Here is an 18647-nt window from a genome sequence, read left to right as displayed (position 1 = left end):
ACGCAACCGGAACTTACTGCACCGTAGCCGGTCATAGGTGCGGCGTGTCGCGACACCCCTCATAAAGATGACGCTTTCCTCAGGTTTTTATGGCATATTTGGCTATCAAAACTTGTGGGCACCAGTGTGTCCCGAGTTTCGTCATGCACAAAGTAGGAAACACAGGAGCGAAGTCCACGTGACCGAATACAGCACCTCCTTCGGGACGGATCGACTGATCAACCGCTTCGACCGCGAGCCGTTTGCCCTGGCCTTCTCCGGCCAGGGATTCGACTGGTTGAAGACCCTCCGCGCGGCCGTCGCCGCCGGTGTCGGCAACGCCGTCACCTCCCTTGTCGACGGCGCTGCGGCCAGGCTCGCGCCTGTCGCCGACGAGCTCGCCGGCACCCGTCCCCACGGCTTCGACCCCGTCGCCTGGGCACGCAGCGAGGAGAACCCGACCTTCGACACCGCGCAGGCCGCCGTCAGCGTCCCCGGTGTATTCACCGCCCAGCTCGCCGTCCTGGAGTCCCTCGACCGCCAGGGCCTCGAGCTGGACAAGGCCGTCGCCTCCGTCGGTCACTCCCAGGGCAAGCTCGCCACCCTGCTTCTCGACGGACAGGCCGAGTCCGATGACCTGCTCGCCATCGCGCAGCTCATCGGCGCCGCCATGACCCGCACCGCCCGCATCACCGGCCTCATCCAGCAGGGCGAGAACTCCCCGATGGTGTCCGTCATCGGCGTGACCCGTGAGCAGCTGCAGCAGGCCATCGACCACGCCACCGCCGACGTGCCGGAGGAGATCCGCCCCGTCATCGGTCTGCGCAACACCCGCGACACCTACGTCATGGTCGGCCGCCCGCAGGACCTCCTCGCCGTGCAGGAGCTGCTGGGCAAGTTCGCCGCCCGCGACGCCAAGGCCATCGAGAACAAGGAGCGCGGCGGCGAGCCCTTCAACCCGCGCTTCAACCCGCTGCCGATCCAGACCGCGTTCCACCACCCGGCCATGGAGGCCGCCGTCGAGCAGACCGTCGCCTGGGCGGAGAAGGCCGGCCTGGACACCGCCATCGCGCGCGTCGCCGCCGAGCTCGTGCTCACCACCCCGGTCGACTTCCCGGCCGAGCTGGACGCCGCCGTCAACGCCGGCACCCGCTGGCTCCTCGAGGTCGGCCCCGAGGCCGGCATGACCCCGCTGACCCGTCGCGTCGTCGCCGGCCGCGGCGTCGGCGTCCTCACCGTCTCCGACACCGAGGGCCAGGCCGAGCTCTTCGACGCCGGCCTCGCCCCCGAGCTGCCGCGTGACTGGTCCGAGTTCGCCCCCCGCCTGGAGAAGCGCAACGGCCAGGTCCGCCTGGTCACGAAGTTCACCGAGGTCACCGGCTACACCCCGATGACCCTGCCGGGCATGACCCCCACCACCGTCGACCCGAAGATCGTCGCCGCCGCGGCGAACGCCGGCCACTGGGCCGAGCTCGCCGGTGGCGGCCAGGTCACCGAGGACGTGCTCCACGAGCACCTCGAGCAGCTGCAGGACATGCTGCTGCCGGGCGTCAACGCCCAGTTCAACTCCATGTTCCTCAACCCGTACCTGTGGCGCATGCAGATCGAGGGCAAGCGCCTCGTCCCGCGCGCCCGCGCCAACGGTGCCCCGATCGACGGCGTCATCATCACCGCCGGCATGCCGCCCCACGACGAGGCCGTCGCCCTCGTCCGCGAGCTGCGTGACGCCAACTTCCCGTGGATCGTGTTCAAGCCGGGTGCCGCCAAGCACATCCGCGCCGTGCTGAAGATCGCCGACGACGTCGACGGCATCCCGATCATCATCCAGGTCGAGGGCGGCAAGGCCGGTGGCCACCACTCCTGGGAGGACCTCGACGAGCTCCTCATCGCCACCTACGCCGAGATCCGCGACCGCGACAACGTCATCCTCATCGTCGGTGGCGGCATCGGCACCCCGGAGCGCGCCGCCGAGTACATCACCGGCACCTGGGCGCAGAAGTACGACCTGCCGGCCATGCCGACCGACGGCATCCTCATCGGCACCGCCGCCATGGCGACCCTCGAGTCCACCGCCTCCGAGTCCGTCAAGCAGGCGCTCGTCGACGCCCCCGGCACCGACGAGTGGGCCGGCGCCGGCCGCGAGGCCGGTGGCGTCGCCTCCGGCCGCTCCCAGCTGGGTGCCGACCTCTACGAGATCGAGAACTCCTTCGCCAAGGCCGGCCGCCTCCTCGACGAGGTCGCCGGTGACGACGAGGCCGCGGTCGCCCGTCGTGAGGAGATCATCGAGGCCATCAACAAGACCTGTAAGCCCTACTTCGGCGACGTCGAGACCATGACCTACGCCGAGTGGCTCAACCGCTACCTCGAGGTCTCCGGCCCCTACCAGGGCGAGTGGACCGACGTGTCCTGGTTCAACCGCTTCGCCGACATGGTCGGCCGCGCCGAGGCCCGCCTCACCGACACCGACCACGGCCAGTTCGAGGCCCAGATCGACGTCGACGCGGACAACCCGACGGCGGCCGTCGAGAAGCTCGTCGAGCTCTACCCCTTCGCCGAGCGCGACCTGCTGCACCCGGCGGACCGCGCCTGGTTCAACAAGCTGCTGCTCAACCCGGGCAAGCCGGCCAACTTCGTCCCCGTCATCGACGGTGACGTCCGCCGCTGGTGGCGCTCCGACTCCCTGTGGCAGGCCCACGACGAGCGTTACGACGCCGACCAGGTCTGCATCATCCCGGGCACCGCCGCCGTCGCGGGCATCACCCGCGCCAACGAGCCGGTCGCCGAGCTGCTGGGCCGCTTCAACCAGGCCTCCATCGACGCGCTTCTCGACGCCGGCGAGACCGCCGTCGAGGTCACCGACTCCGTCGTCGAGCGCGTCCTCACCGCGCCGGGCACCTACTGGGCCGGCCGCCAGCAGCCCTCCTACATCGAGCGCCTCGGCGACACCGACCAGTGGACCCTCGCCGAGGACCGCCAGTCCGCCGCCCACGCCGCCACCGGCGCCCGCCTCGTCGCCGAGGACGCCGAGCACGCCGTGCTCACCGTCCCGCTGGCCGGCTCCACCGCCGCCGGCACCACCACGGACCTGACCATCCGCTTCACCGTCCCGGCCGACGCCCCGCTGTCCGCCAACCCGCAGGTCACCGTGGAGGACGCCGAGGCCGCCATGGCCGAGCTCACCCGCGTCGCCGCCGGTGGCGAGCTCGCCCCGGTCGCCGCCGACGGCGTCGCCTCCTGGACGACGACCCTCGACGCCGGCCACCTGGCCGACTACAACAACGTCACCGCCGGCTACCTGCCGTCCGACCTGGTCACCCAGGGCACCGCCCCCGACGTCCTCGTCGGCCGCGCCTGGCCCGCCGTCTTCGCCGCCGTCCGCTCCGCGGTCGTCCCCGGCACCGACTCCGCCTCCGTGGTCGAGGGCATGCTGTCGCTGGTCCACCTCGAGCACCACCTGACCATGCTCGACGAGCTGCCGGAGCTCACCGACGGTGCCGTCGACCTGCAGATCACCGCCACCGCCGACGAGGTTTCCGACACCGACATGGGTCGCCTCGTCGTCGTCCGCGCGCAGATCTCCGCCGACGGCGAGCCGCTGGCCAAGCTCTCCGAGCGCTTCGCCATCCGCGGCCGCAACGGCAAGATGACCGCCCGCACCAACACCTCGGTGCTGCCCTCCGTCGTGGACACTCCGCGTTCCTTCCGCGCCTACGCGCGCGTCGTGGCGCCGGAGTCCATGCACCCCTTCGCCGTCGTCTCCGGCGACCGCAACCCGATCCACGTGTCCGACACCGCCGCCGGCCTCGCCGGCCTGCCGGGCGTCATCGTCCACGGCATGTGGACCTCCGCCATCGGCGAGCTCGTCGCCGGTGCGGGCTACTCCGACGACAGCGCGTCCACCACCCCGGGCCGCGTCGTGGAGTACACCGCCACGATGCTCGCCCCGGTCCTGCCGGGCGAGGTCATCGAGTTCACCGTCGAGCGCTCCGGCGTGGACAACCGTCCGGGCCACGGCGAGGTCCGTTCCGTCACCGCCACCGTCGGCGGCAACATGGTCCTCACCGCGACCGCCGTCATGGCCGCCCCGACCACGTTCTACGGCTTCCCGGGCCAGGGCATCCAGTCCCAGGGCATGGGCATGGACTCCCGTGCCTCCTCCGCCGCCGCGCGTGAGGTCTGGGACCGCGCCGACCGCCACACCCGTGGCAAGCTGGGCTTCTCCGTCCTGGAGATCGTCAAGAACAACCCGACCGAGGTCGTCGTCGGTGGGGAGCGCTTCCACCACCCGGACGGCGTGCTCTTCCTCACCCAGTTCACCCAGGTCGCCATGGCCACCCTGGGCTGCGCCCAGATCGCCGAGATGCGCGAGGCCGACGCCCTCAACCAGCGCGCCTACTTCGCCGGCCACTCCGTCGGTGAGTACAACGCCCTGGCCGCCTACTCCGGCGTCCTCTCGCTGGAGTCCGTCGTGGAGATCGTCTACCGCCGCGGCCTCACCATGCACCGCCTGGTCGAGCGCGACGCGGAGGGCAACTCCAACTACGGCCTCGCCGCCCTGCGTCCGAACAAGATGCGGCTGACCGCCGACAACGTCTTCGGCTACGTCCAGGAGATGTCGGAGAAGACCGGCGAGTTCCTGGAGATCGTGAACTACAACATCGCCGGCGTCCAGTACGCCGTCGCCGGTACCCGTGCCGGCCTCGCCGCCCTCAAGGCGGACGCCGAGGAGAAGGCACCGGGCCAGCGCGCGTTCATCATGATCCCGGGTATCGACGTCCCGTTCCACTCCAGCCACCTGCGTGACGGCGTGGGCGACTTCCGCGAGCACCTCGACTCGCTCATCCCGGAGACCATCAACCTGGACATCCTGGTCGACCGGTACATCCCGAACCTCGTGGCCCGCCCGTTCGAGCTGACCCGCGACTTCGTGGAGTCCATCACCGAGGTCGTCTCCTCCCCGTACATCGACGAGATCCTCGCCGACTTCGACGCCGCCGCCGCCGACCCGCAGAAGCTGGGCCGCACCCTGCTCATCGAGCTCCTGGCCTGGCAGTTCGCCTCCCCGGTCCGCTGGATCGAGACGCAGGACCTCATCCTGCGTGACCTGGGCGTCGACCGCTTCGTCGAGGTCGGCGTCGGTTCCGCCCCGACCCTGGCCAACATGATGGGCCAGACCCTGCGCCTGCCGCAGTACGCCGGCACCCCGATCGAGGTGCTCAACGTCGAGCGTGACCGCCCGGTCGTGTTCGCCACCGACGAGATCGTGCGCGAGGTCGCCGCGGACGTCGTCCCGGAGGCCGAGGAGGCCGCACCGGCGAAGAAGTCCACCGCGGGCCCGGCCCCGGTCGTCGCCAACGCCCCGACCGGGGACACCGTCCCCGTCACGGCGGCCCCCGCCCCGGCGCCCGCCGCAGGTGCCGGCACCCCGGACGACATCGAGTTCACCCCGTCCGACGCCACCGAGATGCTCATCGCCATCTGGACCAAGGTCCGCCCGGACCAGATGGGTGCCACCGACTCCATCGAGACCCTCGTCGAGGGCGTCTCGTCCCGCCGTAACCAGCTGCTGCTGGACCTCGGCGTGGAGTTCGGCCTCGGCGCCATCGACGGTGCCGCCGACGCCGAGCTGTCCGCCCTGAAGCAGACCGTCACCAAGATGGCCAAGGGTTACAAGGCCTTCGGCCCGGTCCTCGGTGACGCCGCCGCCGACGCCCTGCGCCGCATCACCGGCCCGTCCGGCAAGAAGCCGAACTACATCTCCGAGCGCGTCACCGGCACCTGGCAGCTGGGTCAGGGCTGGGCCGACCACGTCGTCGCCGAGGTGGTCATCGGTGCCCGCGAGGGTGCCTCCCTGCGTGGTGGCGACCTGGCCACCCTGTCCCCGGCCTCCCCGTCCAACGCGGGTGACCTCGACGCGCTCATCGACGCCGCCGTCCAGGCCGTCGCCGCCCGCCGCGGCGTCGCCGTGGGCCTGCCGTCCGCGGGTGGTGGCGCCGGTGGCGTCGTCGACTCCGCCGCACTCGGCGAGTTCGCCGAGCAGGTCACCGGCAGGGAAGGTGTCCTGGCGGAGACCGCCCGCACCATCCTGTCCCAGCTGGGAATCTCCGAGATCGAGTCCGAGAACCTCGAGGACGAGGGCGACGAGTACGCCGCCCTGTTCGACCTGGTCTCCCGCGAGCTGGGCTCCGACTGGCCGCGCCAGGTCGCCCCGAGCTTCAGCGCCGACAAGGCCGTGCTTCTCGACGACCGCTGGGCCTCCGCCCGCGAGGACCTCACCCGCGTGTCCCTCGGCGAGCTCGACGCCGCCGACGTGGACGTGACGGGCGCGGGCGAGAACGTCGCCAAGCAGGCGGAGTACCTCGGCCTCACCGAGCTGGCCGCCCAGGCCCGCGACACCGACGCGCTGCAGTTCAGCAGCGACGTCGCCGTCGTCACCGGTGCGTCCCCGAACTCCATCGCCGCCGGCGTCGTCGCCGAGCTGCTGCAGGGTGGCGCCACCGTCGTGGTCACCACCTCGAACCTGTCGCACTCGCGCCTGACGTACTACAAGAACCTGTACGCCACCACCGCCCGCGGCACCGCCGCACTGTGGGTCGTCCCGGCGAACCTGAGCTCCTACGCGGACCTCGACGCCGTCATCGAGTGGATCGGCAACGAGCAGACCGCCACGGTCAACGGTCAGAAGAAGGTCCTCAAGAAGGCCCTCATCCCGACCCTGCTCTTCCCGTTCGCCGCACCGCGCGTCATGGGTTCCCTCGCCGACGCCGGCCCGACCGCCGAGTCCCAGATGCGCCTGCTGCTGTGGGCCGTCGAGCGGCTCATCGCCGGCCTGTCCGAGATCGGCGCCGACACGCACGTCGGCAAGCGACTCCACGTCGTCCTCCCGGGCTCCCCGAACCGTGGCCGCTTCGGCGGCGACGGCGCCTACGGCGAGTCCAAGGCCTCCCTCGACGCACTGGTCACCCGCTGGCACGCCGAGCCGGTCTGGGGCGACCGCACCAGCCTCGTCCACGCCTTCATCGGCTGGGTCCGCGGCACCGGCCTCATGGGCGGCAACGACCCGCTCGTCGAGACCATCGAGTCCAAGGGCGTGCGCACCTTCTCCAACGAGGAGATGGCCGAGCTGCTCGTCTCCCAGATCACCGACGAGGTCCGCGCCGCCGCCGCCCAGTCCCCGGTCACCGTGGACTACACGGGTGGTCTCGGTGAGTCCGACGTCAACATCTCCCAGCTGGCCGCCGAGGCCGCCGCGGAGGCGGAGGCGGCGGGCGTCGACAAGCAGGACGTCGAGGAGCCGCGCACCCTCACCGCCCTGCCGACCCCGTACCGCCGCTTCGAGTGGACCGCGCCGGACTTCACCGGCGTGACCCAGAAGCTCGAGGACATGATCGTCATCGTCGGCGCCGGCGAGCTGGGCCCCTACGGCTCCGCACGCACGCGTTTCGACGCCGAGCTCACCGGCGACCTCACCGCCGCCGGCGTCATCGAGCTCGCCTGGACCATGGGCCTCATCCGCTGGGACAACGGCGCCTGGTACGACAACGACGAGAACGAGATCGCCGAGGAGGACATCCACGACCGCTTCCACGACGAGGTCCTGGGCAAGGTCGGCGTCCGCCGCTACCACGACGACTTCTTCATGGTCGACAACCTGGCGCCGGAGCTGACCACCGTCTACCTGGACAAGGACCTGTCCTTCTCCGTCGCCTCCAAGGAGGAGGCCAAGACCTTCGTCGACTCCGAGCCGGACCACACCTCCGCGTTCTACGACGAGGAGTCCGGCGAGTGGACCGTCGTCCGCCACGCCGGCTCCGCCGTCCGCGTCCCGCGCCGCACCACCATGTCGCGCTTCGTCGGCGGCCAGATCCCCGAGGGCTTCGACCCGTCCGTGTACGGCATCCCCGCCGACATGATCGACAACCTCGACCGCCTCGCACTGTGGAACCTCGTCTGCACCGTCGACGCGTTCCTCTCCTCCGGCTTCACCCCGGCGGAACTGCTGCGTGAGGTCCACCCGGCCCGCGTGTCCTCCACCCAGGGCACCGGCATGGGCGGCGTCGAGTCGATGCGCTCCCTCTACATCGACGGCCTGCTCGCCGAGCCGCGCGCGAACGACATCCTGCAGGAGGCCCTGCCGAACGTCGTCGCCGCGCACGTCATGCAGTCCTACGTCGGTGGCTACGGCCAGATGATCCACCCGGTCGCCGCCTGCGCCACCGCCGCCGTCTCCGTGGAGGAGGGCTACGACAAGATCGCCCTCGGCAAGGCCGACTTCGTCGTCGCCGGCGGCCTCGACGACCTCTCCATCGAGGGCATCACCGGCTTCGGTGACATGGCGGCCACCGCCGACTCCACCGAGATGGAGAACAAGGGCATCGAGCACCGCTACTTCTCCCGCGCCAACGACCGTCGTCGTGGCGGCTTCATCGAGTCCGAGGGTGGCGGCACCGTGCTGCTGGCCCGCGGCTCCGTCGCCGCCGACCTCGGCCTGCCGGTCCTGGGTGTCGTCGCCTTCGCCGAGTCCTTCGCCGACGGTGCACACACCTCCATCCCGGCCCCGGGCCTGGGTGCCCTGGGTGCGGCCCGCGGTGGCGCCGAGTCCCGCCTGGCGACGCAGCTCGCCGCGGTGGGTGTCTCCGCCGACGAGGTGGCCATCATCTCCAAGCACGACACCTCCACCAACGCCAACGACCCGAACGAGTCGGACCTGCACGAGCGCATCGCCGCCTCCGTGGGCCGCAGCGACGGCAACCCGCTGTACGTCATCTCCCAGAAGACGCTCACCGGCCACGCCAAGGGCGGTGCCGCCGCCTTCCAGATGATCGGCCTGACGCAGGTCCTGCGTTCCGGCATCGTCCCGGCGAACATGTCGCTCGACTCCGTCGACCCGGTCCTGGCCCGCCACCAGCACCTGGTGTGGCTGCGGAAGCCGCTCAACCTGGCCGAGCGTGCCCCGAAGGCCGGCCTGGTCACCTCCCTCGGCTTCGGCCACGTGTCCGCGCTGGTCGCGGTCGTCCACCCGGGTGCGTTCCTGGAGGCCCTCCGTCAGGAGCGTGGCCAGGACGCCGCCGCCGAGTGGGTCCGCGTGTCCACCGCCCGCGAGGAGGCCGGCCTGCGCCGCATCACCGAGGCCATGTACGGCGGTGCCGCTCTCTACGAGCGCCCGACCGACCGCAACCTCGGTGGCACCGGTGAGGCCGTGAAGCAGCGTGAGGCCGCGATCCTCCTGGATCACGACGCCCGCCTCGTCGACGGTGTCCTGCGCACCGGCGCCGAGATCGGCTAGCCCGCAACGCTGAAGGCCCGCACTCCCCGGAGTGCGGGCCTTCCTGCTTTCCGACGCCGTGGGGCACAATGGCGGGCATGCACCACATCGGCGTCGACATCGTCCACGTGCCCGGCTTCCGCGAGCAGCTCGACAGGCCGGGCTCCCGCTTCGAGGAGGTGTTCACCGTCCTCGAGCTGCGCGTCGCGGCGCAGAGACCGGACCGCGCGCTGCACCTCGCCGGCCGGTGGGCGGCGAAGGAGGCGTTCATCAAGGCGTGGTCACAGGCCATCTACGGGCGTCCGCCGGTGCTCAGCCCCGACCTGGTGGACTTCCGGGAGATCGAGGTGCAGCCCGACCGGTGGGGGAGGGTGGCCGTGGTGACGCACGGGGAAGTGGAGAAGGCCGTCGCCGCCAGCCTGGGGCCGGTGACGACGAGCCTGTCCATCAGCCACGACGGCGACACCGCCGTGGCCACGTGTCTGGTCTACTCGTCGGACTCATCCGGCCGGTAACGCTCGTCGGCGGGTGGATTCTTGGCGACCTTGTGGTCGTCCTGGGCGCGCTGCTTCGGGGCGTCCGGGTCGGAGATGGGTGTGGGGTCTCGGGGGTCTGTGTTGGGAGTGGTCATGGTCTTATTCTACGCGACTGATGTGGCACCGGTCACTCGTCGGCGGGGAAAACTCCCGGTCCCTCGGCGATGGCGCGCAGCGCGGCGAGGTGCTCCCGCCACGCCTGCCCGCCCTCCTTCGTCAGCGCCAGCCGGGTCAGAGGCCGCTTGCCGACGAAGGACTTCTTCACCTGCACCAACCCCAGCTCCTCGAGGGCGGAGGCATGCTTGGACAGGGTGGAGTCGGTGGTCTGCAGGTAATCGCGGGCCTGACGGAAGGTGATGTCCGTGACGCCGGCGAGGGTTGCCATGAGCGAGAAGCGCAGCGGATTCTGGAACGCGGGGTTGAGTTGCGTGCGGGGATGGCTCACGGTCACTTCGCCACCCTGCGCAGCGCGATGATCTCCCACAGTGGTCCCAGCACGGCCAGGACCATGAAGCCGGCGGCCAGCGCGGTGCCGTGGCCGAGGGTGAAGTGGCTGTTGAGGAAAGAGACCACCGACCACAGGGCCACCCACAGGATGATGAAGAGTGTCCACCGTGAGTTGAATCCGCGGCGGGTGGGCGGGGACAGGGAGGTGGCTCCGGCGATGAAGGCCACTCCGACGGTGATCCACAGCCCGGCGGCGAGCCAGGCGGGGAGGGGGGAGACGCCGGTGACGTTGGCGTAGGCCAGGCCCACTGCGGCGACGGCGCCGCCGGAGCAGAGGGCGATGTAGCAGAGCCAGGCGAAGGAGAAATGGGCTGCGCCGCGGGTGGTGGACTCGGCGCGGTCGAGGAGTTCGCGGGCGTTGGCGGGGGAGAGGTTCATGATGGCTCCTGGGTGGATGGCGTCTTACCCAGGAGTCTAGAAACTACTTTCCACTTTGGCAAGTGGTTTCCATGAACTAACTTGTGGCCACCGCGAAGAGGTAGGCGACGAGCATGCGCTTGATTTCGTTGACGATCGTCTCGAAGTGGTCCTCATGCTCCGCGTCACGGATGGCGAAGTTGAGCAGCGATGACACCGTATGCACCAGCAGCGCCGCCAGACGGTAACGCTCCGCGTGCGTCGCCCCGGGGGACAGCGGGGCCACGACGTCGGAGATGATGTCCAGCATCTGCTTCTCCGTCGCGGCCGCCGTGGCGCGCGTCGCCGGGGTGGACTGGACGGCGTGCCACACGGCACGTCGTGAAGGATCCTCCCGCCACAGGCGGGCGAGGTGGTCGATGAACTCGTCGAGGATGTCCGGCCACTGCGGGGCGGGCACCCGGCCGGAGAACTTCTGCAGCTCCGACACGTTCTCCGCCGTGTCGACGCGGTCGAGCTCGCAGATCAGCACGTACTTGTTCGCGAAGAACTGGTAGAGCGTGCCGATGGGCACCTCCGCCCGGCGGGCGACCTCGTCGAAGGTGAAGGACTCGAAGCCGACGTCGACAAGCACGCTGCGCGCGGCCGCGAGAATGCGGTTGAAGCGCTCGCGGCTGCGGGCCTGCGCAGGCCGACGGCGGGGGACGAGCAGACCGTCGTCCGTCCCTGTTTCCACGTCGCTCATCAGGCGGCGGCGACCTCTCGCAGGATGCGGGCCACGTGGCCGGACGCGCGCACGTTGTAGCGGGCCAGGCCGATCGTGCCGTCTGGCTCGACGAGCAGGGTCGAACGGATGACTCCCTGGACGATCTTCCCGTAGTTCTTCTTCTCGCCGAACGCCCCCCACTCGGTCATGACCTGCTTGTCGACGTCCGACAGCAGCGTGAAGTTCAGACCATGATCCTCGCGGAACTGGGCGAGCTTCTCCGGCTTGTCGGGGGAGATGCCGATGACCTTGACGTCGAGGTCGTTGAGCTCCTCGATGGCATCCCGGAAGTCACAGGCCTGTGTCGTGCAGCCCGGGGTGTTGGCGCGTGGGTAGAAGTAGACGAGCACGCGCTCGCCGGCGAAATCCTTCAACGAGACCTCGTTGCCCCGGTCGTCGGGCAGGGTGAAGTCGGGAGCGGTGTCGCCTTCGGCAAGACGTGAGGAAACAGTCATGTCCTACACCATACCGCTCCACCCCCACGGATCGCGTTACACTACTCTGAGTACGACAGTCGACCTTCATTTATGACCCCGGGAGAACCACGTGGCACGAGACATCAACGATATCCAGCGAGACATCGAGCGCACCCGTCGCCAGCTCGCCAGCACCCTCGATGAGCTGGCCACCCGCACCAAGCCGCAGAACCTCGCCGCCGACGCCCAGCGTGAGGCCAAGGCCAAGATGCAGGATCCGCAGATCCAGAAGATTCTCGCAGGAGTCGGTGCGGCCGTCGTCGGCCTGGTGGTCATCAGCGTGCTGCGCAGCCGCAAGCGCAGCAAGGACCTCAAGGAGATCCAGCGCCTCCTCGCAGGCCGCGCATAAATCAGTTTGTCTCCGGGCAGGGTGTCGCTAGGGTCTTCGACCATGCGCACCCTGCCTTTTTTTGCTGCCCCGCTGCTCGCCGCCGCCGTGCTCCTGGCGGGCTGCTCCCCGACGGAGACCGCCGCGACGGAGACGATGCTCTCCGAGCGCACCGACGCCATGCCGGCGGAGGCAAACGACACCGACGTCCACTTCCTCGGCATGATGGTCCCGCACCACCAGCAGGCCATTGACATGTCCGACGTGCTGCTGGCCTCCGACGTCGACGATCCGGCGCTGCGTGACCTGGCGCAGCGCATCCGCGACGGCCAGCAGCGGGAGAACGAGCAGATGAACGCCTGGGCCGACGAGTGGGGGATCGACGCGGACATGGAGCTGCACTCGCGGCACATCGCCAACGGCATGGTCAGCCCGGGTGTCTACGAGTCCTTCACGACGCTCGAGGGGGAGGCGCTGCACACCCGCTTCCTCGAGCTCATGCACTTCCACCACCAGGAGGTCATCGCGATGACCCAGGACCAGGTGGACAACGGCGGATACGCTCCGCTGCGGGAGATGGCAGCGGAGATGATCACGGTCCAGACCGCGGAGATGGCCGAGATGGAGAAGATGTACGGCGGGGTGCCGACTCCCTAGTTGTTGATCAACGCCATGGCGGAGAGTTTCCGTATCGGGTGGATGTTCTCCCGTGGTGGCCCACCATCCGGAGGCAGATGCACCACCCCACCAGGCCGGCGCTCCAGGCGCCCATTCCGGGGTGGGGCATTCGGATCATCGTCATTGCGCGCGTTGTGCACCGCGCACGCCATCGACAGGTTCTCGATGTTGGTCTCCCCACCCTGCTCCCAGGCGATCAGATGATGTACCTGGCACTGACTCGCCGGGGTCGTACACCCCGGGTGCGGGCACAGGATCGTCTCCGCCGCCAGCAGCATCCGCTGCTTCCAGGTGGCGAAACGCTCCTCCCGGTACATGTTCACCCCACCAGAGATCGGGTCGTACAGGCCCACCACCCCCACGGTGGCCATCTCCCGGGCCACCAACTCCGCCCCGGTAATGGTGGTGCCGTCGGTGAGGGCGAAGATCGTCTCATCCCCCTCCTGCCGCAACAGCTTCGCATAATCCGGTAACCCGATGACCACGTGCGGGACCGGGGTGACCGGACCGGACACCCCGGCCCCGCCGGCCAGCAGGGCGTCGAACATCGCCTGCTCATACGACAAGCGTGGATCGGCTCGTCGTAGTTCCTGGGCTTTGGTGTGCAGGTCCCCGAGGAAGGCGGCCATAAGGTGTTCCGGGCCGGTGAACGTGGCAGTGCGCAGGCCCCGGGCGTCGGTGTTCTTCCCACCCTTGAGGGACCTGCCCCCGTAGGCCTTCTTCTCCGCATCCTCCACACCCCGGTTGTAGTCACGCACGCGGGCCGCGGCCGCCTGATCAATCTCGGCAACCGTGCCTCGCAGGGCGCACAACTCGACGCGGAGCTCCCAGGGGGTGACGGCAGCACCCGACAGGAGGCGGCGGGTGTTCTTCTCCACCACCCCCAGAGCATCCAGGGACAACCCCACCGCAGCGTCCCGGGCCGCAGCCTGTAGCTTCCGGTGGCGGGTGGGACCGAAGTACACCCCGGCGAGTTTCTGCCAGGCACCCGCATCCCTGAACCCCAACTCGGACAGCGCAGCGGCATCCACCGTGCCGGCCGTCAGTGCCTCCAGCACCGGCATGGCGCGCAGGGCCTCAAACGCCGTCATCAGGTTCATGCCCCGCACGCTAAACGCCCGACAGGCACACGTCGACACGCCGACCGCAAGGCCTGTGGACAACCCCCGGTTATCCACAGAAACCGCGACCGACAACGAACCCCAGTTGACTAACCCCGCGGCACCACGTAGTCGAGCAGGCGCGCGCCCCCGGGGGTGAGGTCGGCCCAGGTGCCGGGGACGTCGAGAAGCGCGATGGCGCTGGTGGGGAACTTGGTGTCGATGCCGGTCCAGCCGGGGTTGTCGTCACGCGGAGCGAGTTCGCGGACGGCCTCCTCGACGCCCGGCCAGTGGGCCAGGACGAGGGCGGTGCCGACGCTCTCGGGGAGCGTGTGCAGAAGGCGGAGGAAGTCCTCGGTGCTGCCGCCGTAGAGCGCGTCGTGGAAGGTGACCTGCGCGGCGCTGCCGCCGCCGGCCTCGACGCGTTCCCAGGTCAGGCGCGTGCGGGTGGAGGTGGAGCTGAGGACACGGTCGACGGTGCCGACGTGGGCGGCCAGCCACTCGCCGGCGGCCCGGCCGTCGCGGCGGCCGCGCTTGTTCAACGGGCGCTGGTGGTCCGGCAGCGGTTCCTTCCACGACGATTTCGCGTGGCGCATGATGACGAGGCGGTGGGTCATGGTCTCAGCTTAGCTGCGCACCGGCCTTCACCAGCTCCTGAAGCGCCGCCTCCCCGCGGGCCTCGTCGACGGGGGAGCACATGTCGGTGAGCACGCGTACCTCGAAGTCGGCCTCCAGCGCGTCCAGGGCGGTCGCCCGCACGCAGTGGTCGGTGGCGATGCCCACGATGTCGAGCTTCTCGACGCCCCTCTCCCGCAGCCAGTCCCGCATGCTCACGCCGTCGGCGTCGCCCTCGAAACCCGAGTAGGCGGCGGTGTAGGCGCCCTTGCGGAAGTAGGCCTCGATGGCGTCTGTGCGGACGTCGCGGTGCATGGCCGCGCCCTCCGAGTCGGCGACGCAGTGGACGGGCCAGGAGTCGACGTAGTCGGGGTTGTCGGAGAAGTGCGCGCCCGGGTCGATGTGCCAGTCCTGCGTGGCCACGACGTGCGCGTAGCGGTCGCCGTGGGAGTCCTGGTACTCACCGATGAGGCGGGCGACCTCGTCGCCGCGGTCGGTGGCGAGGGAACCGCCGGGGCAGAAGTCGTTCTGGACGTCGACGATGACGAGGGCAGTCTTCGGGGTGCTCATGAGCCCAGCATAGATCCGCTCGACGAGCACGGTGGGGGAGTGGGCGGCGTCGAACTCCGTACCCGCCTCGTCCGGGGCGAGCGGCTCGAGGAGGGCGAGCTGCGAGTCGAGCAGGCTCGACGGCATGAAATGCCCCTCCCGTCCCCTCACGCGGGAGGCCAGGAGCTCCCGCGGGCCGTGGACGTGGACGAACACCGCGTCGGGGCAGGCCTCGCGGATGAGGTCCCGGTAGGAACGGCGCAGCGCGGAGCAGGCGATGACCCCGCCGTCGGGGCGGGCGGCCAGCCACCCGCCGACGCGGTGGAGCCAGGGGAGGCGGTCGGCGTCGAGAAGCGGGACGCCGGCGGACATCTTCGTGATGCTCCCGGGCAGGTGCAGGTCATCGCCGTCCCGGTAGGGCACGCCCAGGCGGGCGGCGAGGAGTTCCCCGACGGTGCTCTTGCCCGCGCCGGAGACCCCCATGACGACGATGTGCCTGCTCCTCATGCTTCCCGACACTAGCGGCCCCGGTCGGTAGTGTCGGGAAGCATGAAGATGCCGATCCCCGACTACCTCACGGAGATCCTCGACCACGTCCGCGACTCGGACGGCGGTGAGGTCGCCGACTACATCCCCGAGCTGGCCGGGGCCGACCCCGATCGCCTCGCCCTCGCCCTGTGCACCACCAGCGGGCACGTGTACTCCGCCGGTGAGCATGCCGACGTGGAGTTCACGATCCAGTCGATCTCCAAGCCCTTCGTCTTCGCCCTGGCGCTGCAGGAACTCGGGACCGACGCGGTGATGGAGGTCGTCGGACTGGAACCCTCCGGCGAGGCCTTCAACGAACTCTCCCTCGACGACAACGACAACCGGCCCGTCAACCCGATGATCAACGCCGGGGCCATCGCGGTGAACCAGCTGATCAACGGGGTGGACTCGTCGGTGGAGGAGCGCGTCGAGAAGATCCGGGACCTGTTCTCCCGCCTCGCCGGACGGGAACTGCGTATCGACGGTGGCCTCTCCGCCTCCGAACTCGACGGCGCCGACCGCAACCTCTCCATCGCGCACATGCTCCGCAGCTACGGCATCATCCGCGACAGCGCCCACGACGCGGTCCGCAGCTACACGGACCAGTGCTCGATCCTGGTCACCACGCGCGACCTCGCCGTCATGTCCGCGACGCTGGCCACCGGAGGCGTCCAGCCCGTCACCGGTGAGAGGCTCCTCAGCCCCGAGGCCTGCCGCCTCACCCTCGCCGTGATGAGCTCCGCCGGCATGTACGACGGCGCCGGACGTTGGATGGCCGGCGTGGGCATCCCCGCCAAGTCCGGGGTGTCCGGCGGACTCATCGGGACGCTGCCCGGCCAGCTGGGGATCGCGTCCTTCTCTCCCCGCCTGGACTCGCAGGGCAACTCCGTGCGCGGCGTGCGGATGTTCGAGCTCCTCTCCCACGACATGGGGCTGCACCTCATGTCCGCCGACCAGCAGTCCGTACCCGGGGTGCGGTCGATCACCCGCGACGGCGACGACACGGTCATCCGCCTGCAGGGCACCATCAACTTCACCGCCGCGGAGAACATCCTCCACGAACTGTCCGCCCACAACCTGGGCGGCACCCGCCTGGTGCTCGACGTCTCCCGCGTCACCTCCTTCAACCGGATGGGACGGCGCATGGTGAAGGAGGGGCTGCGCCGGCTCCGGGAGGACGGTTTCCGGTGCTCGATCTTCGACCCCGACGGAGTGGTGACGAACCTCGAGTTCTCGGACGGCACCCTCGTCGACACGGTTGACGTTCTCTGAGTCTGTGAGGACTATACTGAGGGAGACTAATTTTCTCAGGGGGTTTTCATGTTACGAGGAGGCCGGCTCGCCGCGGTGCTGACGGCGGCTGCAGCCTGCACCCTCCTCGCGGCATGCACCACCGAACCCGCCTCCGGCCTCCTCGAGGCCGGGGAACTCACCGCCCTGCTCCTCACCGCCGCCGAGACCGGCCTCCCGCAGGCCGTCGCCGGGGAGCCCGTCGAGGCCGGGGAGGGGACCATGAGCCTGAGCACCGTCATACCCGACATCCAGACGGAGGGCCCCTGCGCCGAGGCGATCCGCGCCGGCCTGCACGCCCGCTTCCTCCCGCACGCCTCCTCCAGCCGACTGTTCACCGCCGACGCCGGCAGCCTCGAGATCGGCCTCTTCTCCACCGACACCGTCGTCGACGCCGCGCGCATCTACGGGGACATCGTCACCCACTGCGACCGGCCCGTGCGTGACGACGCCCACCACGTCACCTACGACGTCACCGCCGTGCAGGGGGCCCGTCCCGGCATGCACGTCACCGCCACCGGCGACGACGGCCGGACCCTCGACGCCGTCATCCTCCAGGACTTCGTCGGCAACAACGGCGTCCTGGCCGCCGGCCGCCAGCTCAGCGAGGACCTCGTGCACCGGGCCTTCGAGGCACAGCTGGAGAAGGTCCGCACCGCCACCGGACTGTAGGGTCGTCCTATGCGCAACAACCACCACGAGGTGAGAATCTAGTGTTCCAGGCCGTGTCCTTCGGGCTGCTGGACTCCCTCAACGCCCTCCTCATCGGCGTCATCGTCGCCCTCGGCGTCATGCTGCCCCGCAACGCCGCCTACCGACGCATCGTCACCCTCCTCGTCGCCGGCGACTGGTTCGGCGTCTTCGTCCTCTCCCTCGTCACCATGCTGGTCTTCGACGGGCTGGGCGACCTGGTGCAACGGGCCCTGGAGTCCCCGGTGTTCGGCATCCTGCTCATCGCCACCGGCGTGCTCACCTTCTTGCTCACCCTCCGCAGCTCCGGCGACGGGGACTCGCCCCTGGTCCGCCGGATCCTGGAGCCCCTGCAGGCGCCCTCCGCGAAGACGGTGCTCGTCGGCTTCATCCTCGGCGCGGTGCAGTCGGCCACCTCCGTGCCGTTCTTCACCGGCCTGGCCTACCTCTCCGCCGGTGACTACCACGTGGCTGTGCGCTACGTCGGCCTCGTCGTCTACGCCAGCCTGGCGCTCAGCCTGCCTACCGTGTCGGCGGTGTTCGTCGGCATGGTACGTGCGTACCCGTACTCCGCTTTCGGGCGCGCCTTCGAGTGGATGCGGGAGCGTCAGGAGTTGATGGTGAAGCTGGCGGGCTACATCGTCGCGGTGGCGCTGACGCTGTTCGGTGCGGTGGCGCTGCTGTAGGGCGCCGGACAAGTTCGAGACCAGATGGTCGGAAGCACATGTGGTCTCGAACGTATACGGCGTAGCGGGGGTCCTCCCGACGATGTGATCTCGACGTTGTTCGGGGAGCCCGGGAGCAACGCAACAGGCCCCGCAGTGAAACACTGCGGGGCCTGTCCTTGTTGTGCGCCATCAGGGAATCGAACCCCGAACCCACTGATTAAGAGTCAGTTGCTCTACCAATTGAGCTAATGGCGCTTTCCGTTTTCCGTTCTTCCCTTTGTCTCGGGCTGTCCGGGCAACGAAGAAAAATATAAC

15 protein-coding genes, 1 tRNA gene and 1 pseudogene are annotated in these 18647 nt (G+C 69.6%); 7 read left to right on the top strand and 10 right to left on the bottom strand.

Annotation, left to right across the window (positions count from 1 at the left end; genetic code table 11):
- The first annotated feature begins 178 nt into the window (after nt 1-178).
- Complete coding sequence (locus B842_RS10660; RefSeq protein WP_040086606.1) at nt 179-9265, top strand: type I polyketide synthase; 9087 nt, start codon at nt 179-181, stop codon at nt 9263-9265.
- A gap of 77 nt (nt 9266-9342) precedes the next feature.
- Nucleotides 9343-9759 (top strand): holo-ACP synthase AcpS, encoded by a 417-nt coding sequence (acpS, locus tag B842_RS10655; RefSeq protein ID WP_040087622.1) that lies wholly within the window; start codon nt 9343-9345, stop codon nt 9757-9759.
- On the opposite strand, the gene B842_RS13755 is transcribed toward acpS, so the two are convergent.
- The 5 genes from B842_RS13755 to bcp form a co-directional block, all read right to left on the bottom strand.
- A complete protein-coding gene (locus B842_RS13755; RefSeq protein ID WP_156119509.1) occupies nt 9732-9875 on the bottom strand; it encodes a hypothetical protein in 144 nt (47 codons plus the stop codon). The two genes, acpS and B842_RS13755, sit on opposite strands and share 28 nt — an antisense overlap.
- Nucleotides 9876-9907: 32 nt before the next feature.
- Entirely contained in the window at nt 9908-10225 is a 318-nt protein-coding gene (locus B842_RS10650) for a winged helix-turn-helix domain-containing protein (protein ID WP_052438008.1), read from the bottom strand.
- Nucleotides 10226-10227: 2 nt separating this feature from the next.
- Complete coding sequence (locus B842_RS10645) at nt 10228-10665, bottom strand: hypothetical protein (protein WP_040086604.1); 438 nt, start codon at nt 10663-10665, stop codon at nt 10228-10230.
- Between the two features lie 76 nt (nt 10666-10741).
- Nucleotides 10742-11389, bottom strand: coding sequence for a TetR/AcrR family transcriptional regulator (locus tag B842_RS10640; protein ID WP_040086602.1), 648 nt, complete (start codon nt 11387-11389; stop codon nt 10742-10744).
- Nucleotides 11389-11865, bottom strand: a complete 477-nt coding sequence (gene bcp, locus B842_RS10635; protein ID WP_040086600.1) for a thioredoxin-dependent thiol peroxidase — start codon at nt 11863-11865, stop codon at nt 11389-11391. Before bcp ends, B842_RS10640 begins: the two co-directional genes overlap by 1 nt.
- A 91-nt stretch (nt 11866-11956) precedes the next feature.
- Here bcp and B842_RS10630 point away from each other — a divergent pair, with 91 nt between their 5' ends.
- Nucleotides 11957-12235: a DUF3618 domain-containing protein gene (locus tag B842_RS10630; protein ID WP_040086599.1), complete on the top strand. Its 279-nt coding sequence runs from the start codon at nt 11957-11959 to the stop codon at nt 12233-12235.
- 42 nt (nt 12236-12277) lie between these two features.
- Complete coding sequence (locus B842_RS10625) at nt 12278-12871, top strand: DUF305 domain-containing protein (protein WP_040086598.1); 594 nt, start codon at nt 12278-12280, stop codon at nt 12869-12871.
- On the opposite strand, the gene B842_RS10620 is transcribed toward B842_RS10625, so the two are convergent.
- The 4 genes and pseudogenes from B842_RS10620 to B842_RS13500 form a co-directional block, all read right to left on the bottom strand.
- Nucleotides 12868-13992, bottom strand: coding sequence for an HNH endonuclease signature motif containing protein (locus tag B842_RS10620; protein ID WP_156119508.1), 1125 nt, complete (start codon nt 13990-13992; stop codon nt 12868-12870). The genes B842_RS10625 and B842_RS10620 overlap by 4 nt on opposite strands.
- Before the next feature lie 110 nt (nt 13993-14102).
- Nucleotides 14103-14609: a SixA phosphatase family protein gene (locus B842_RS10615; protein ID WP_040086597.1), complete on the bottom strand. Its 507-nt coding sequence runs from the start codon at nt 14607-14609 to the stop codon at nt 14103-14105.
- Between the two features lie 4 nt (nt 14610-14613).
- Nucleotides 14614-15177, bottom strand: coding sequence for a nicotinamidase (locus B842_RS10610; RefSeq protein ID WP_040087619.1), 564 nt, complete (start codon nt 15175-15177; stop codon nt 14614-14616).
- 18 nt (nt 15178-15195) lie between these two features.
- A pseudogene (locus B842_RS13500) lies at nt 15196-15639 on the bottom strand (gluconokinase); the annotation flags it as partial.
- Nucleotides 15640-15705: 66 nt separating this feature from the next.
- Here B842_RS13500 and B842_RS10605 point away from each other — a divergent pair.
- The 3 genes from B842_RS10605 to B842_RS10595 are packed head-to-tail and all read left to right on the top strand — an operon-like array spanning nt 15706 to nt 18350.
- Nucleotides 15706-16956, top strand: a complete 1251-nt coding sequence (locus tag B842_RS10605) for a glutaminase (protein ID WP_040086596.1) — start codon at nt 15706-15708, stop codon at nt 16954-16956.
- 48 nt (nt 16957-17004) lie between these two features.
- Nucleotides 17005-17646, top strand: coding sequence for a hypothetical protein (locus tag B842_RS10600; protein ID WP_156119507.1), 642 nt, complete (start codon nt 17005-17007; stop codon nt 17644-17646).
- 41 nt (nt 17647-17687) lie between these two features.
- A complete protein-coding gene (locus B842_RS10595; RefSeq protein WP_040086594.1) occupies nt 17688-18350 on the top strand; it encodes a membrane protein in 663 nt (220 codons plus the stop codon).
- A gap of 164 nt (nt 18351-18514) precedes the next feature.
- Here the strand turns inward: B842_RS10595 and B842_RS10590 are convergent.
- Nucleotides 18515-18587: transfer RNA gene (locus tag B842_RS10590), tRNA-Lys, on the bottom strand.
- Nucleotides 18588-18647 lie beyond the last annotated feature (60 nt).

It is taken from the genome of Corynebacterium humireducens NBRC 106098 = DSM 45392, assembly GCF_000819445.1.
GTDB classification, from domain to species: Bacteria; Actinomycetota; Actinomycetes; order Mycobacteriales; family Mycobacteriaceae; genus Corynebacterium; species Corynebacterium humireducens.
Note: the sequence above shows the minus strand (reverse complement) of the source record. Positions and strands in the feature narration are given on the sequence as shown.

Bases quoted from the DNA above. Each gene is read 5' to 3' on its own strand.
- acpS (WP_040087622.1), top strand. From the start codon at position 9,343: ATGCACCACATCGGCGTCGACATCGTCCACGTGCCCGGCTTCCGCGAG.
- B842_RS13755 (WP_156119509.1), bottom strand. From the start codon at position 9,875: ATGACCACTCCCAACACAGACCCCCGAGACCCCACACCCATCTCCGAC.
- B842_RS10645 (WP_040086604.1), bottom strand. From the start codon at position 10,665: ATGAACCTCTCCCCCGCCAACGCCCGCGAACTCCTCGACCGCGCCGAG.
- B842_RS10640 (WP_040086602.1), bottom strand. From the start codon at position 11,389: ATGAGCGACGTGGAAACAGGGACGGACGACGGTCTGCTCGTCCCCCGC.
- bcp (WP_040086600.1), bottom strand. From the start codon at position 11,865: ATGACTGTTTCCTCACGTCTTGCCGAAGGCGACACCGCTCCCGACTTC.
- B842_RS10625 (WP_040086598.1), top strand. From the start codon at position 12,278: ATGCGCACCCTGCCTTTTTTTGCTGCCCCGCTGCTCGCCGCCGCCGTG.
- B842_RS10620 (WP_156119508.1), bottom strand. From the start codon at position 13,992: ATGAACCTGATGACGGCGTTTGAGGCCCTGCGCGCCATGCCGGTGCTG.
- B842_RS10615 (WP_040086597.1), bottom strand. From the start codon at position 14,609: ATGACCCACCGCCTCGTCATCATGCGCCACGCGAAATCGTCGTGGAAG.
- B842_RS10610 (WP_040087619.1), bottom strand. From the start codon at position 15,177: ATGAGCACCCCGAAGACTGCCCTCGTCATCGTCGACGTCCAGAACGAC.
- B842_RS10605 (WP_040086596.1), top strand. From the start codon at position 15,706: ATGAAGATGCCGATCCCCGACTACCTCACGGAGATCCTCGACCACGTC.
- B842_RS10600 (WP_156119507.1), top strand. From the start codon at position 17,005: ATGTTACGAGGAGGCCGGCTCGCCGCGGTGCTGACGGCGGCTGCAGCC.